The sequence below is a fragment of the Streptomyces sp. NPDC054975 genome (genome assembly GCF_053609105.1).
The window spans coordinates 15,267-31,211 of record NZ_JBSGWV010000061.1; the positions used below are offsets into that span (position 1 = coordinate 15,267).

At 69.3% G+C, this 15,945-nt stretch carries 12 protein-coding genes; 9 read left to right on the top strand and 3 right to left on the bottom strand.

Features of this window, described 5'->3' with window-relative positions; genetic code table 11:
* The first annotated feature begins 25 nt into the window (after positions 1–25).
* From ACWF79_RS31270 to ACWF79_RS31305, 8 genes are all read left to right on the top strand, one after another.
* Positions 26–949, top strand: coding sequence for a carbohydrate ABC transporter permease (locus tag ACWF79_RS31270; RefSeq protein WP_453731548.1), 924 nt, complete (start codon positions 26–28; stop codon positions 947–949).
* Positions 950–960: 11 nt separating this feature from the next.
* Entirely contained in the window at positions 961–1,884 is a 924-nt protein-coding gene (locus ACWF79_RS31275; RefSeq protein ID WP_453731549.1) for a carbohydrate ABC transporter permease, read from the top strand.
* 211 nt (positions 1,885–2,095) lie between these two features.
* Positions 2,096–3,307, top strand: coding sequence for an ROK family transcriptional regulator (locus tag ACWF79_RS31280; protein WP_453731550.1), 1,212 nt, complete (start codon positions 2,096–2,098; stop codon positions 3,305–3,307).
* Between the two features lie 122 nt (positions 3,308–3,429).
* Complete coding sequence (locus ACWF79_RS31285) at positions 3,430–4,530, top strand: sugar ABC transporter substrate-binding protein (RefSeq protein ID WP_453731551.1); 1,101 nt, start codon at positions 3,430–3,432, stop codon at positions 4,528–4,530.
* 194 nt (positions 4,531–4,724) lie between these two features.
* Complete coding sequence (locus tag ACWF79_RS31290) at positions 4,725–5,531, top strand: ATP-binding cassette domain-containing protein (protein WP_453731552.1); 807 nt, start codon at positions 4,725–4,727, stop codon at positions 5,529–5,531.
* Positions 5,528–6,835, top strand: coding sequence for a sugar ABC transporter permease (locus tag ACWF79_RS31295; RefSeq protein WP_453731553.1), 1,308 nt, complete (start codon positions 5,528–5,530; stop codon positions 6,833–6,835). Before ACWF79_RS31290 ends, ACWF79_RS31295 begins: the two co-directional genes overlap by 4 nt.
* 206 nt (positions 6,836–7,041) lie before the next feature.
* On the top strand, positions 7,042–8,961 hold the full coding sequence (gene dxs / locus ACWF79_RS31300) for a 1-deoxy-D-xylulose-5-phosphate synthase (protein ID WP_453731554.1): 1,920 nt from the start codon (positions 7,042–7,044) through the stop codon (positions 8,959–8,961).
* Between the two features lie 190 nt (positions 8,962–9,151).
* A complete protein-coding gene (locus ACWF79_RS31305) occupies positions 9,152–10,630 on the top strand; it encodes an amino acid permease (RefSeq protein ID WP_453731562.1) in 1,479 nt (492 codons plus the stop codon).
* Here ACWF79_RS31305 and ACWF79_RS31310 read toward each other — a convergent pair.
* Positions 10,627–10,995: an NTP pyrophosphohydrolase gene (locus ACWF79_RS31310; RefSeq protein ID WP_453731555.1), complete on the bottom strand. Its 369-nt coding sequence runs from the start codon at positions 10,993–10,995 to the stop codon at positions 10,627–10,629. The two genes, ACWF79_RS31305 and ACWF79_RS31310, sit on opposite strands and share 4 nt — an antisense overlap.
* A gap of 126 nt (positions 10,996–11,121) precedes the next feature.
* Between ACWF79_RS31310 and ACWF79_RS31315 the strand changes: the two genes are divergently transcribed.
* Positions 11,122–12,216: a hypothetical protein gene (locus ACWF79_RS31315; RefSeq protein ID WP_453731556.1), complete on the top strand. Its 1,095-nt coding sequence runs from the start codon at positions 11,122–11,124 to the stop codon at positions 12,214–12,216.
* Positions 12,217–12,295: 79 nt separating this feature from the next.
* Here ACWF79_RS31315 and ACWF79_RS31320 read toward each other — a convergent pair whose 3' ends face one another.
* Positions 12,296–14,425, bottom strand: a complete 2,130-nt coding sequence (locus ACWF79_RS31320; protein ID WP_453731557.1) for a 3-hydroxyacyl-CoA dehydrogenase NAD-binding domain-containing protein — start codon at positions 14,423–14,425, stop codon at positions 12,296–12,298.
* Positions 14,422–15,636: a thiolase family protein gene (locus ACWF79_RS31325; RefSeq protein WP_361440995.1), complete on the bottom strand. Its 1,215-nt coding sequence runs from the start codon at positions 15,634–15,636 to the stop codon at positions 14,422–14,424. The genes ACWF79_RS31320 and ACWF79_RS31325 overlap by 4 nt, the downstream gene beginning before the upstream one ends.
* Between the last annotated feature and the right edge of the window lie 309 nt (positions 15,637–15,945).

Sequence of the window (15,945 nt, forward strand, 5' to 3'; positions counted from 1 at the left end):
AAGAGGGGAAGGGCCGGGGAGCACCATGCAACACGGCAAATACCGATTCATCGTGGGCTTCCTGGCCCTGCCTCTGATCATTTACGCGATCTTCGTGATCTCGCCGTTCGTCCAGGCGTTCCAGATCTCGATGACCGACTGGTCCGGGCTCGTGGGAACGGCGCAGTTCGTCGGCCTGGACAACTTCCAGAAGCTCTGGGAGAGCGACGACTTCTGGAACGCGCTCCGCCACAACGTCTACATGCTGGCGCTGGTCCCGGTCGTGACACTCGGCCTCGGCCTGTTCTTCGCCTTCATGCTCAACGTCGGCGGCAAGCGCAGAAAGAACGAAGTCGTCACCGGTGTGGCCGGATCGAAGCTGTACAAGTTCGTCTTCTTCTTCCCGCAGGTCATCTCCATCACGATCATCGCGGTGATCTGGTTCAACATCTACAACCCGGACCCGCAGGACGGCATGCTCAACTCGCTGCTCGGCGCGGTGGGCCTGGACGGCCTGCAGAACGCCTGGCTGGGGGAGAAGAGCCTCGCGCTCTGGTGCATCAGCGCGGTCATGGTCTGGAGCCACGTCGGCTTCTTCGTGGTGCTCTTCTCGGCGGCGATGGCCTCCATCCCGCGGGACATCTACGAGGCGGCGCTGCTCGACGGCGCCAGCCGCTTCCACACCTTCTTCAAGATCACCCTGCCGCTGCTCTGGGACACGGTCCAGACCGGCTGGGTGTACATGGGCATCATCGCGCTCGACGCCTTCGCCCTGGTCCAGATCATGTCGGTGAACATGGGTGGTCCGGACGGCGCGACGGACGTCATGCCGCTGAGGCTCTACCTGACGGCCTTCCGTGACAGCCAGTTCGGCTACGCCTCCGCCATGGGCATCGCGATGCTCATTGTCACGATGACCTTCGCAGTGCTCACGATGCGCTTCGCGCGCCGTGAGCGGATCGAGTACTAGGGGTACGGCGGATGACGACCGAAGAGATCGAGAAGGTGGCGGAGGACGAGACGCCCGCCACCGTCACCACGAAGCTCGGGCCGACGGGCGGCCGTTCCTCCGAGGGTGGAGTCCTCAACGTCTTCTCCCACGGCATTCTGATCGTCTGGGCGCTCATGGTCGGCGTGCCGCTGCTGTGGGTGCTGTGGAGCGCCTTCAAGGACAGCAACGGCATCCTGACCGACCCCTGGGGCCTGCCGACGGTCCTGCACTGGGAGAACTGGTCCAACGCGTGGAACGACGCGAACATGGGCCAGTACTTCGTCAACACGGTGATCGTCGTCGGCGGCTCGGTGATCGGCACGATGGTGCTCGGCTCCATGGCCGCGTACGTCCTGGCCCGCTTCACCTTCCCGGGGAACAGGTTCATCTACTACCTGTTCGTGGCGGGCATGTCCTTCCCCGTCTTCATGCTGGTCATCCCGCTCTTCTTCGTCCTGCGGGACTTCCCCGGCAGCACGCTCCTCGCGACGTACCACGGTCTGATCCTGGTCTACATCGCCTACTCGCTGCCGTTCACCGTCTTCTTCATGACGGCGTTCTTCCGCACGCTGCCCACCTCGGTGGCGGAGGCGGCGATGATCGACGGCGCCTCGCACACCCGGACGTTCTTCCAGGTGATGCTGCCGATGGCCAAGCCCGGCCTGATCAGCATCGGCATCTTCAACTTCCTGGGCCAGTGGAACCAGTACCTGCTGCCGATGGTGCTCAACCAGCAGGAGGACAAGTACGTCCTGACCCAGGGCCTGGCGATGATCGCGCTCCAGCAGGGGTACGAGAACGACTGGGGCGCGCTGATGGCCGGCATGATGATCGCGATGCTGCCCGTTCTGGTCGTGTACACGATCTTCCAGCGCCAGGTGCAGTCCGGTCTGACGGCCGGAGCGCTCAAGTAGGAGTCACGCTCGTCGTACGCGAGGCCCCGGTGGGACACCCCACCGGGGCCTCGGCTCATTCGAGCCCGTATGCGCTCAGGTCTTGACGGGGGACAGGCCGAAAGGCTCAGCTTAGAGTTCACAAGTTGGAGAACAAGCTGGGGTCTCACAGGCGCGGCCCCGGCCGGGGCGGTGATCACACCGTCCGTCGCAGGCGGGAGTGGATGAGTCGATGGAGACTCCGGGGTCGCAGACATCTCTGCACAGGGCCAACCTCGAGCGGGTGGTCCGTGCGGTACGCATGGCGGGCTCGCTCACCCAGGCGGAGATCGCGCGGGCGACCGGCCTGTCCGCCGCCACGGTCTCCAACATCGTGCGGGAGCTGAAGGACGGCGGGACCGTCGAGGTCACGCCCACCTCCGCGGGGGGCCGCCGGGCGCGCAGCGTCTCGCTCTCCGGCGACGCCGGCATCGTCATCGGCGTCGACTTCGGCCACACCCATCTGCGGGTCGCCGTGGGCAACCTGGCCCACCAGGTGCTCGCCGAGGAGTCCGAGCCGCTGGACGTGGACGCCTCCGCCGCCGAGGGCTTCGACCGGGCGGAACAGCTGGTCATGCGGCTCATCGGGGCCACCGGCATCGGCCGCGACAAGGTCGTCGGCGTCGGACTCGGCGTACCGGGCCCGATCGACGTCTCCTCCGGCACGCTCGGCTCGACCTCGATCCTGCCGGGCTGGAGCGGCATCAACCCGGCCGACGAGCTCTCCGGCCGGCTCGGCGTGCCCGTGTACGTCGACAACGACGCCAACCTCGGCGCGCTGGGCGAGCTCGTCTGGGGCAGCGGCCGGGGAGTGAAGGACCTGGCCTACATCAAGGTCGCCAGCGGCGTGGGAGCCGGTCTCGTCATCGACGGGCGGGTCTACCGGGGCCCCGGCGGCACGGCGGGCGAGATCGGGCACATCACGCTCGACGAGTCGGGCCCTGTCTGCCGCTGCGGCAACCGCGGCTGCCTGGAGACCTTCACGGCCGCCCGGTACGTCCTGCCGCTGCTCCAGCCCGGCCACGGCCCCGATCTGACCATGGAGCGGGTCGTCCAGCTGGCCCGCGAGGGCGACCCGGGCTGTCGGCGTGTCATCGCCGACGTCGGGCGTCACATCGGCAGCGGGGTCGCCAACCTCTGCAACCTGCTGAACCCCAGCCGGGTGGTCCTCGGAGGCGACCTCGCGGAGGCGGGCGAGCTGGTCCTCGCGCCCATCCGCGACTCCGTCTCGCGGTACGCCATCCCCAGCGCCGCCCGCCAGTTGTCGCTGGCCCCCGGGGCGCTCGGCGGCCGCGCGGAGGTGCTCGGCGCCCTGGCTCTCGCGCTGAGTGAAATGGGCGATTCGACCCTGTTGGAGAGCGCCCTCCCCGGCGCCGCCAAGGCCTCGCTCCCTGCCTTCACTTAGATAACGAATGGCACCGTTGCCATCTCGTTAAGGATTTACTTCTTGACGATGTCCCTGCGGCCGAGTTGACTTCCAGCCACCTCGGCCGCAATGTCGCGGCCTCGTCAGGGAGGCAACCCCACATGAACGCATTGACGCGTCGCGTCGTCATAGGCACGGCCGCGGTTTCCATGGCCCTCTCCGTCGCCGCCTGTGGCAAGGCGGGCGACAGCGACTCGGGTAGCGGGAGCGGCGGCGACAGCAAGACCATCGGTCTGCTGCTGCCGGAGAACAAGACCACGCGTTACGAGACCTTCGACCGCCCGATCATCGAGGCGAAGATCAAGGCCCTCTGCTCGGACTGCGAGGTCAAGTACAACAACGCCGCGCAGGACACCGAGACGCAGAAGAAGCAGTTCGACGCGCTCGTCACGCAGGGCGTGAAGGTCATCATCCTGGACTCGGTCGACTACAAGGCCACCAAGTCCTGGGTCCAGCAGGCGGAGAAGAAGGGCGTCAAGGTCGTCGCGTACGACCGTCTGGCCGAGGGCCCGATCTCCGCCTACGTCTCGTACGACAACGAGAAGATCGGCCGCCTCCAGGGCGAGGGCCTCGTGAAGGCGCTCGGCGACAAGGCCAAGGACGCCAACGTTGTCATGATCAACGGCTCGCCGACCGACCCGAACGCCCCGCTGTTCAAGAAGGGCGCCCACAGCGTCCTCGACACGGGCGTCAAGAAGGTCGTCTACGAGCAGGACATCCCGGACTGGTCCCCGGACGAGGCCAACAAGAAGATGGGTGCCGCCATCGACTCGCTGGGCAAGGACGGCTTCCAGGGCGTCTACTCGGCCAACGACGGCATGGCCGGCGGCATCATCACCGCCCTCTCCAAGCAGGGCATCAAGGTCCCGGTCGGCGGCCAGGACGCCGAGCTCGCCGGTCTGCAGCGGATCCTGAAGGGCGACCAGTCCTTCACGATCTACAAGCAGATCAAGCCGGAGGCCGAGACCACCGCCGAGATCGCGGTCCGCCTCCTCAAGGGCGAGAAGATCGACGACCTGGTTCCCACCAAGGTCACCAGCCTGACCGGTGAGTTCAAGGACATCCCGGCGAAGCTGTACGACGCCCAGGTCGTGACCAAGGAGAACATCGCCGGCACGATCATCAAGGACGGCGTCTACAAGGCGGCCGACATCTGCACCGCCGAGTACAAGGCGGCCTGCGACGCGGCGGGCATCAAGTAACACCCGCTGCCGGTACGGCCCTTCGGAGCCCACCGACCTCCTCCGAAGCGCCCCCCCGGTCCGGTCCGGCGCCCCCGCCCCGTTCCACGCCCCGCAAGCGGGGGCGGGGCGCCGGACTCCTCTCACAGCCCCTCCGTGTCACAGCCCCTCTGTGCTTTCGCACCACCATCCCCGCCGGTCAGGCGGCGAAGGAGATGATTCACGTGTCCGCTACGCCCGTGCTGGCGTTGCGCGGAGTCTCCAAGCGGTTCGGCGCCGTCCAGGTGCTCACCGACGTAGAACTGGAGATCCACGCCGGTGAGGTCGTCGCCCTGGTCGGCGACAACGGCGCCGGCAAGTCGACTCTCGTCAAGACGATCTCGGGTGTTCACCCGATCGACGAGGGCGTGATCGAGTGGGACGGCAACCCCGTCCAGATCACCAAGCCCCACGACGCCCAGAACCTCGGAGTCGCCACCGTCTACCAGGACCTGGCGCTCTGCGACAACCTCGACGTCGTCGCCAACCTCTTCCTCGGCAGCGAGCTGAGCTCCGGCTCGGTCCTCGACGAGATCGCCATGGAGAAGCGCGCCAAGGAGCTCCTGGACACCCTGTCCATCCGCATCCCCAGCGTCCGCATCCCCGTCGCGGCGCTCTCCGGCGGTCAGCGCCAGGTCGTGGCCATCGCCCGCGCCCTGATCGGCGACCCGAAGATCGTCATCCTGGACGAGCCCACCGCCGCCCTCGGCGTCGAGCAGACCGCACAGGTGCTCGACCTCGTGGAGCGACTGCGGGAGCGCGGCCACGGAGTCATCCTCATCAGCCACAACATGGCCGACGTCCGCGCCGTCGCGGACAAGGTCGCGGTCCTCCGCCTGGGCCGCAACAACGGTGTCTTCGACGTCAAGGACACCACCCACGAGACGATCATCGCCGCCATCACCGGTGCCACGGACAACGCCGTGACCCGTCGGCAGGCCCGCACGGCCTCGGCCACGGCCACGAAGGAGGACGCGAAGTGAGCGACCTCGCCAAGACCCCCGCGACCCCCGCGACGGAGCCCGAGGCGGCCCCCGCCGAGGAGTCCGCCGCGCCCGTCCCCGCCGTCGACCCGCGTCTGCTGGTCCGCGAGGAGGGCATCAAGGGCTACTGGACCGAGTTCACCCGTAAGATCCGCGGTGGCGAGCTGGGCTCCCTGCCCGTCGTCCTCGGCCTGATCGTCATCGGACTCGTCTTCCAGGTCCAGAACGGCAACTTCCTCTCCGCGAGCTCCGTCGCCAACATCGCGGTCTACTCCTCCGGCCTCGGCATCATGGCCGTCGGCATCGTCTTCGTCCTCATCCTGGGCGAGATCGACCTCTCGATGGGCTCGGTCGCGGGCGTCGGCGCCGCCGTCTGGGCGGTGCTCAACGTCACCAACGGCGTGAACGACCTCCTGTCGGTCGTCATCGCCGTCGCCTCCGGCCTCCTCATCGGTCTGCTGCACGGCTTCTTCTTCGCCAAGATCGGCGTCCCGGCCTTCGTGGTCACCCTCGCCGGATTCCTCGGCTGGAGCGGCCTGCAGATCTGGCTGATGGGCAAGGAGGGCTCGATCAACGCCCCCTCCGGCTCGATCGTGGAGAACCTCACGGCGTTCTACTTCGAGGACAAGGCCGCCGCGTACGGCCTGGCCCTCGTCGCGGTCCTCGCCTACGCCGGATCCCTCCTCCTCGACACCAAGCGCCGCAAGGCCGCCGCCCTGCCCTCCCGGCCGGTCAGCGAGATCGTGCTGCGCACCGCCGTCGTCGCGGTCCTCTGCTTCGTCGTCGCCTACGTCCTGAACGAGCCCGAGGGCGCCCGCGGCCTGCCGCTCGCCCTGGTCCTCTTCCTGGCCGTCCTGGTGATCGCCGACTTCGTCGCCCGACGCACCCTCTTCGGCCGCAAGGTCTTCGCGGTCGGCGGCAACGCCGAGGCCGCCCGCCGCGCCGGCATCAACGTCGACCGGATCCGGATCGTCGTCTTCGGCCTCTCCGGCATGCTCGCCGCCTTCGGCGGACTCTTCGTGGCCAGCCTCTCCGGCGGCGCCACCAAGAGCCTCGGCAGCGGCAACACGCTGATGCTGGTCATCGCCGCCGCCGTCATCGGCGGCACGAGCCTCTTCGGCGGCCGCGGCAAGGTCTGGTCGGCGCTCCTGGGCATGATCGTGATCCAGTCGATCCAGCAGGGCCTGAACATGATCGGCATGGCCAACGAGATCCAGTACATGATCACCGGCGCGGTGCTCCTCGCCGCCGTCGTGATCGACTCGGTCTCGCGCCGTACGCAGAAGACCGCGGGTCGCGCCTAGCCCGCGTTATCCACCCCACAGTGTCCGGTGCCGGAGAACCGGCGCCGGGCACTGCTGCGTCTGTCCCGGTGGACCGCCCGTAGGCTCGGCGGTGTGTCGGCCACGCGCGCGACGCGCACCCCGCCGTCCGATGACGTTGATCGGGGGCGGAACATTAGACTCGACGAATCGGCAAGCTCGACCAGCTCAATGGCAAGGAGGCACGGGTGGCATTGCTGACCCGTATCAGGGGACCGCGCGATCTGGACCGGCTCTCCCCGGAACAGCTGGACCAGCTGGCCGAGGAGATCAGGACGTTTCTCGTGGACGCCGTCTCCAAGACCGGCGGTCACCTGGGGCCCAACCTCGGCGTGGTCGAGCTGACCATCGCCCTGCACCGCGTCTTCGACTCCCCGAAGGACAAGGTCCTCTTCGACACCGGCCACCAGAGCTACGTCCACAAGCTCCTCACCGGCCGCCAGGACTTCTCGAAGCTGAAGATGAAGGGCGGCCTCTCCGGCTACCCCTCGCAGGCGGAGTCCGAGCACGACATCATCGAGAACTCCCACGCCTCCACGGTCCTCGGCTGGGCCGACGGCCTGGCCAAGGCCAACGAGGTCCTGAAGAAGGACGACCACGTCGTCGCCGTCATCGGTGACGGAGCCCTCACGGGCGGCATGGCCTGGGAGGCGCTGAACAACATCGCCGCCGCCAAGGACCGCCCGCTGGTCATCGTCGTCAACGACAACGAGCGGTCCTACGCTCCGACGATCGGCGGCCTCGCCAACCACCTGGCCACCCTCCGTACCACCGACGGCTACGAGCGCTTCCTCGCCCGCGGCAAGGACATCCTGGAGCGCACCCCGGTCGTCGGGAAGCCGCTCTACGAGACGCTGCACGGCGCCAAGAAGGGCCTGAAGGACTTCATCGCCCCGCAGGGCATGTTCGAGGACCTCGGCCTGAAGTACGTCGGCCCCATCGACGGCCACGACATCGAGGCCCTGGAGTCCGCCCTGACGCGCGCCAAGCGCTTCGGCGGCCCCGTGATCGTCCACTGCCTCACCGAGAAGGGCCGCGGCTACCAGCCCGCCCTCCAGGACGAGGCCGACCGCTTCCACGCCGTCGGCAAGATCCACCCCGACACGGGCCTGCCGATCGCCTCCTCCGGAGCCGACTGGACCGGCGTCTTCGCCCAGGAGATGGTCGAGCTCGGCAAGGAGCGCGAGGACATCGTCGCGATCACCGCGGCCATGCTCCAGCCCGTCGGCCTCGACAAGTTCGCCAAGGCCTTCCCCGAGCGGGTGTACGACGTCGGCATCGCCGAGCAGCACGGCGCGGTCTCCGCGGCCGGCCTCGCCACCGGCGGCCTCCACCCCGTCTTCGCGGTCTACGCGACGTTCCTGAACCGCGCCTTCGACCAGGTCCTCATGGACGTGGCCCTGCACAAGTGCGGCGTCACGTTCGTCCTGGACCGGGCCGGCGTCACCGGCACCGACGGCGCCTCCCACAACGGCATGTGGGACATGTCGATCCTCCAGGTCGTCCCCGGCCTGCGGCTCGCCGCCCCGCGCGACGCCGACCAGGTCCGCGCCCAGCTGCGCGAGGCCGTCGAGGTCACCGACGCCCCGACCGTCGTCCGCTTCTCCAAGGGCGCCGTCGGCCCCGCCGTACCGGCCCTGCGCCGCATCGGCGGCATGGACGTGCTCCGCGAGCCCGGTACCGACCGGCCCGACGTCCTCCTGGTCTCCGTGGGAGCCCTCGCGCCGATGTGCCTGGAGATCGCCGACCTGCTCGACAAGCAGGGCATCTCCACCACCGTCGTCGACCCCCGCTGGGTCAAGCCGGTCGACGAGGCCCTCGCGCCGCTCGCCGACCAGCACCGGGTCGTCGTCACCGTCGAGGACAACAGCCGCGTCGGCGGTGTCGGTTCGGCCGTCGCCCAGTCCCTGCGCGACGCCGGGGTGGACGTACCGCTGCGGGACTTCGGCATCCCGCCGCGCTTCCTCGACCACGCCTCGCGCGCCGAGGTGATGGCCGAGATCGGTCTGACCGCCCCGGACATCGCCCGCCAGGTCACCGGCCTGGTCTCGCGCCTCGACGGCAGGTTCGAGTCCAGCGCGCAGGCCGTGGAGCCCGCGCGCGACTGACCGAGGTCACACGGCGTCACCATTGGGCCGGTCGGAGCACCCCACGGGGTGACCGACCGGCCCTTTCGTGTGAAACCCGCATTCTCGACGGGCGCCACTCCTTCGGGTTCTCGATCATGGGGGTCGGGACCGACGGCACGGAGGTACGACGGTGAGTACGGACCAGCAGCCACCACGAGCGAGCTCCGGGATGTTCCGGACGAAGACGGTCGAGCAATCGATCCGAGACACCGAGGAGCCGGAGCACGCGCTCAGAAAGTCGCTCTCCGCCTGGGACCTGACGGTCTTCGGCGTCGGAGTGATCATCGGCACCGGCATCTTCGTCCTCACCGGCAAGGTGGCCAAGGAGAACGCCGGGCCGGCCACCGCGCTCGCCTTCGTCGCCGCCGGCATCGTCTGCGCGCTCGCGGCGCTCTGTTACGCCGAGTTCGCCTCGACCGTCCCGGTCGCCGGGTCGGCGTACACCTTCGCGTACGCCTCGATCGGCGAACTGCCCGCCTGGATCATCGGCTGGGACCTCGTCCTGGAGTTCGCGCTCGGCACGGCGGTGGTCGCGGTCGGCTGGTCCGGCTACGTCCGCTCCCTGATGGACAACGTCGACTGGCATCTACCAGCGGCTCTGGAAGGACCGGACGCCCCCGGCGGGACCTTCGACATCCTGGCCTTCCTGCTGGTCCTGGTGCTGACGGTGATCCTCGTCCTCGGCATGAAGCTCTCCGCCCGGATCACCGCCCTCGTCGTCGCCATCAAGGTGACCGTGGTCATGATCGTGATCATCGCGGGCCTGTTCTTCATCGTCGGCGACAACTACGACCCGTTCATCCCGGCCGCGGTCACCCCCGAAGGCGGCGGCTCCGCCTGGGACGCCCCGCTCGTCCAGACGATCTTCGGCTACGAGCCCACCAACTTCGGCGTCATGGGCATCTTCACCGCCGCCTCCGTCGTGTTCTTCGCCTTCATCGGCTTCGACGTGGTCGCCACCGCCGCCGAGGAGACCAAGCTCCCCCAGCGCGACATGCCCCGAGGCATCCTCGGCTCGCTCTTCATCTGCACCGTGCTCTACGTCGCCGTGGCGCTGGTCGTCACCGGCATGCAGCACTACAGCGAGCTGTCGGTGAGCGCCCCGCTCGCCGACGCCTTCAAGGCCGTCGGACACCCCTTCTACGCCGGCGTGATCAGCTTCGGTGCGGCGGTCGGCCTCACCACCGTCTGCCTGATCCTGCTGCTCGGCCAGACCCGGGTGTTCTTCGCGATGAGCCGCGACGGCCTGCTGCCCCGCTTCTTCTCGGTCACGCACCCGCGCTTCCGGACGCCGTACCGCCCGACCATCCTGCTCGGCGCGGTCATCGCCATCGTGGCGGGCTTCACCAGCATCGACGAGCTCGCGACGCTGGTGAACATCGGCACGCTCTTCGCCTTCGTCGTCGTCGCCCTCGGTGTGATGGTGCTCCGCCGCACCCGCCCCGACCTGCACCGCGCCTTCAAGACGCCGTGGGTGCCGTTCCTCCCCATCCTCTCGATCGCCGCGTCGGTGTGGCTGATGCTGAACCTGCCCGGCGAGACCTGGTTCCGCTTCGCGGTCTGGATGGCCATCGGAGTCGTCGTGTACTTCCTCTACGGCCGCTCCCACAGCCGCCTCGGCAAGGCCGGCGCGGACGCGCTCTACTAGCTCTCCAGGACCGCACGCGGGCCCACGCACCGGGCCCCGTGCTCGCCCACCCGCCGCCGCAGCTCCCGGTCGGCCGTGACCACCAGGCACGGCCGACCGGCCGCGTTCCGGGCCAGCTCCACGATGAGGTCGTCGCCGCTGCCGGGCGCCTCCTCGACCCGTACCCCGGGCACGGACTCCACGCCGCGCGCCCGCCCCTCCACGACCAGCACGATCTCGAAGGGGCCACCCTCGGGTCCGCCCCCTGCCACGAGCCGCTCGCGCAGCCGCTCGGCCGCGGCGCGACGGTCGCGCCACCAGCCGTCGGGCACCGAGCCCACCACGTTGGCACCGTCGACGATCAGCAGAGGCAGCTCCTGTTCCATGCGGACAGGATGTCAGTCGCGACCGGCGGCGTCGGGCGCTCCCGGCACCTACTAAAGTCGACGAACAGCAGTCCGAGCGGACTTGCGCATTCCACTGCTGACCTGTCGACCGGAGCGCTGGAACCCATGGCAAATCGATCCGAGGACCCCACCCACCGTCCCCAGGGGCCCTTCACCGTCCCGACCCTGCGCGGGGGCTGGCTCACCCGTGGAGTGGAGGGCCGCTTCAGCGCGTATCTGATGAGCGACGGCGAGGTGTTGCGCTGGACCGAGGGCACCGACGGACGGTGGACCGGCCCGGTCTCCCTCGGTGGCGGCGGGCTCCTGCCGATCCTGTCGGTCGGACAGGGCGCCGACCGCTACGTCCACCTCGTGGGGCTGCGCCCGGTACCCGGCCAGGACGACCACGTCGAGCTGGTGCACTCCACCCAGTTCCAGACGGGGCGCCCGAACGTCGAGTGGCGTTCCATCCAGCACTCCAACGGCAAGAGCTTCCCGTGGACCGGCAACCCGGCCGTCGCGGTGGACCCCCGGGGCCGCGCGTACGTCTTCACCAAGAACGGTGGCGGCGGACTCAGCGTACGGGCCCAGAAGGACGGCGGCGGCTGGCACCCGTGGTGGGACCTGTGGGGCAACCGCTCCGACCCCTCGCCGGTCGCGGCCACCAACGGCGCGGGCTTCGTCGAGCTGTACACGGCGAAGCCGGAGGGGCTGCTGCGCTACGAGCAGCAGGAGTCCATGGGCAAGCCGGTCCGGCACGACGTGGTGCCCGCCTCGGTCACCTTCGGCACCCTCGCGGCGGTGACCGGCCCCTCCGGGCACGTCACGCTCTACTACCTCGACGACGCACAGCGCGTCTGCGTCTGGTCCCCGGGGCGCTCGCTGGAGCCGACGCCCTTCCTGGACGCGGTGGGCACGGGACCGCTCTCCGCGTCCCCGTGCCTCGTCGACGGCTCCGAATGCACCGTCCTGGCCCAGCAGTCCGCCGACGGGCGGCTCGCCCTGGCCGTCTTCCCCGCCGAGCAGGAGACCGCCGCCGGCAAGTGGACCGAGACGGGCGAACCCCACGGCCCGCTGACCACCACCCTCGCCCAGGCCCTGGACGGCGGTCTGGTGGCCATGACGGTGGCCGACGGAGCCAGGGGACCGGTCCTGCTCACCGCGCGCCAGAAGACCGCCTCCGACGGCTTCCAGCTCGGCGGATGGCACTCCGTGGCCTGAGCCACCAGAACCTCCGCACGGGAACGCGGAACGGCCCCGGCACCTTCCTGGTGCCGGGGCCGCCTGCGTGCATGCGGCGTTACGCCGGGACGCTCGCCACACCCTGGGCGAGGAACGGCTTGCCGTTCACCCGCTGGGAGACACCCTCACGGTCCAGGTACGGCGTGATGCCGCCCAGGTGGAAGGGCCAGCCGGCGCCCGTGATCAGGCAGAGGTCGATGTCCTGCGCCTCGGCGACGACACCCTCCTCCAGCATCAGGCCGATCTCCTGCGCCACCGCGTCCAGGACGCGGGCGCGCACCTGCTCCTCCGTCAGGACGACGTCGCCCTGCTTGAGGAGGGCGGCGACCTCGGGGTCCAGCTCCGGCTTGCCGGAGTCGTAGACGTAGAAGCCGCGCTTGCCGGCCTCGACGACCGCCTTCAGGTTCGGGGACACCGTGAAGCGCTCCGGGAAGGCGCGGTTCAGGGTCTCGGAGACGTGAAGTCCGATGGCCGGTCCGACGAGCTCCAGCAGGACCAGCGGCGACATCGGCAGGCCGAGCGGCTCGATGGCCTTCTCCGCCGTGACGACCGGCGTGCCCTCGTCGATGACGTTCTGGATCTCGCCCATGAAGCGGGTCAGGATGCGGTTCACGACGAACGCCGGGGCGTCCTTGGTGAGGACCGCGGTCTTCTTCAGCTTCTTCGCGACACCGAACGCGGTGGCGAGGGAGGCGTCGTCCGTCTGCTCGCCGCGCACGATCTCCAGGAGCGGGAGGATCGCGACCGGGTTGAAGAAGTGGAAGCCGACCACGCGCTCCGGGTGCTGGAGCTTCGACGCCATCTCGCTGACGGAGAGCGAGGAGGTGTTGGTGGCGAGGATCGCGTGCGCCGGGGCGACCGCCTCGACCTCCGCGAACACCTTCTGCTTGACCGTCATCTCCTCGAACACGGCCTCGATGATGAAGTCCGCGTCCGCGAAGCCCTCGGCCTTGTCCAGGACACCGGAGACCAGGCCCTTCAGGCGGTTGGCCTTGTCCTGGTTGATCCGGCCCTTGCCGAGCAGCTTCTCGATCTCGCCGTGGACGTAGCCCACGCCCTTGTCGACGCGCTCCTGGTCGATGTCGGTCAGGACGACCGGCACCTCGAGGCGGCGCAGGAAGAGCAGGGCCAGCTGGGAGGCCATCAGACCGGCGCCGACGACACCGACCTTGGTGACCGGGCGGGCCAGCGACTTGTCCGGGGCACCGGCCGGCCGCTTGGCGCGCTTCTGCACCAGGTTGAAGGCGTAGATGCCGGAGCGCAGTTCGCCGCCCATGATGAGGTCGGCGAGCGCCTGGTCCTCGGCGTCGAAACCGGCCTGGAGGTCGCCGTCCTTGGAGGCGGCGATGATGTCCAGGGCGCGGTACGCGGCCGGGGCCGCACCGTGCACCTTGGAGTCGGCGATGAACCGGCCCTTGGCGACGGCCTGGTCCCAGCCCTCACCGCGGTCGATCTCCGGACGCTCCACGGTGACCGTGCCGTTGAGGACGGACGCGGTCCAGATCAGCGACTGCTCCAGGAAGTCGGCGCCCTCGAAGATCGCGTCGGCGATGCCGAGCTCGAAGACCTGCTTGCCCTTGAGCTGACGGTTCTGGTTCAGCGAGTTCTCGATGATGACCTGGACGGCCTTCTCCGCGCCGATCAGGTTCGGCAGGATCGTGCAGCCGCCCCAGCCGGGGACCAGACCGAGGAAGACCTCGGGCAGCGAGAAGGCCGGCAGGGCCTTGGAGACGGTGCGGTAGGTGCAGTGCAGACCGGCCTCGACACCGCCGCCCATCGCCGCGCCGTTGTAGTACGCGAAGGTCGGCACGGCCAGCGCCGAGAGGCGCTTGAAGACGTCGTGGCCGCCCTTGCCGATGGCGAGCGCGTCCTCGTGGCGCTTCAGCAGCTCGACGCCCTTGAGGTCGGCGCCGACGGCGAAGATGAACGGCTTGCCGGTGAGACCGACGCCGACGATGGAGCCCTCGGCGGCCTCCTTCTCGACCTGGTCGATGGCGGTGTTGAGGTTCGCCAGGGACTGCGGGCCGAAGGTGGTCGGCTTGGTGTGGTCGAAGCCGTTGTCCAGCGTGATCAGCGCGAACCGGCCGGCGTTCGCCGGGAGTTCGAAGTGCCGTACGTGGGCGCTGGTGACGACCTCGTCCGGGAACAGCTCGGCCGCACCCTTCAGAAGCTCGGCGGTGGTGCTCACTTGCCCTCCCAGTGGGGGTTCTCCCAGATGACGGTGGCGCCCATGCCGAAGCCGACGCACATCGTGTTGAGGCCGTAACGGACCTGCGGGTTCTCCTCGAACTGGCGGGCCAGCTGCGTCATGAGACGGACGCCGGAGGAGGCGAGCGGGTGACCGTAGGCGATGGCGCCGCCGTACTGGTTGACGCGCGCGTCGTCGTCGGCGATGCCGTAGTGCTCGAGGAACGCCAGGACCTGGACGGCGAAGGCCTCGTTGATCTCGAAGAGGCCGATGTCCTCGATGGACAGACCCGCCTGGGCGAGCGCCTTCTCGGTGGCCGGGATCGGGCCGTAGCCCATGACCTCGGGCTCGACGCCGGCGAAGGCGTACGAGACGAGGCGCATCTTCACCGGGAGGTCGTTCTCGCGGGCGAAGTCCTCGGAGGCGATGATCGAGGCGGTGGCGCCGTCGTTGAGACCGGCCGCGTTACCGGCGGTGACGTTGCCGTGGACGCGGAACGGCGTCTTCAGGTTGGCCAGCGACTCCAGGGTGGTGCCCGGACGCATCGGCTCGTCGGCGGTGACCAGGCCCCAGCCGGTCTCGCCGGCCTCGGCGTTGGTGCGGCGCACGGAGATCGGCACCAGGTCCTGCTGGATCTTGCCGTCGGCGTACGCCTTGGCGGCCTTCTCCTGCGAGCGCACGGCGTACTCGTCGGCGCGCCGCTTGGTGATGCTCGGGTAGCGGTCGTGCAGGTTCTCGGCGGTCATGCCCATGAAGAGGGCGGACTCGTCGACGAGCTTCTCGCTCACGAACCGCGGGTTCGGGTCGACGCCCTCGCCCATGGGGTGGCGGCCCATGTGCTCGACACCGCCGGCGATGACGGCGTCGTACGCGCCGAAGGCGATGGAGCCGGCGACGCTCGTCACGGCGGTCAGCGCACCGGCGCACATGCGGTCGATGGAGTAGCCCGGGACGGACTGCGGCAGCCCGGCGAGGATGCCGGCGGTGCGGCCGAGGGTCAGACCCTGGTCACCGATCTGCGTGGTCGCCGCGATGGCGACCTCGTCGATCTTCGCGGGGTCAAGGCCGGGGTTGCGGCGCAGCAGCTCCCGGATGGCCTTCACGACGAGATCGTCGGCGCGGGTCTCGTGGTAGATGCCCTTCGGGCCCGCCTTGCCGAACGGGGTGCGGACGCCGTCGACGAAGACGACGTCCCTGACGGTACGAGGCACGATGGCTCTCCTCCAGGGTGCGGGATGGCACTGCACTGCTGCGGCACACGCCTAAGCGCGCGCTTGCTACCCCCATGCTACTTGTGGGTAACCAGGCTGCCCACCCCCCAGGGCGGGAGCGGCGAAGGTCACACTCTGCCCGGCGCGCAGGGGTACGTCTGTGCGCCCCGCGCGCGCCCGTCCGATCGGCGTGCCTCGGCTACCCGATCGGGTCGACGGCCAGGTCGACACGGTCACGTCGGCCTCGTCGGACGCGGGTCCGGGCCGACGCTGGTCGGTGGCGGGGGGGGGGGCCCCCGCCCCCCCCCC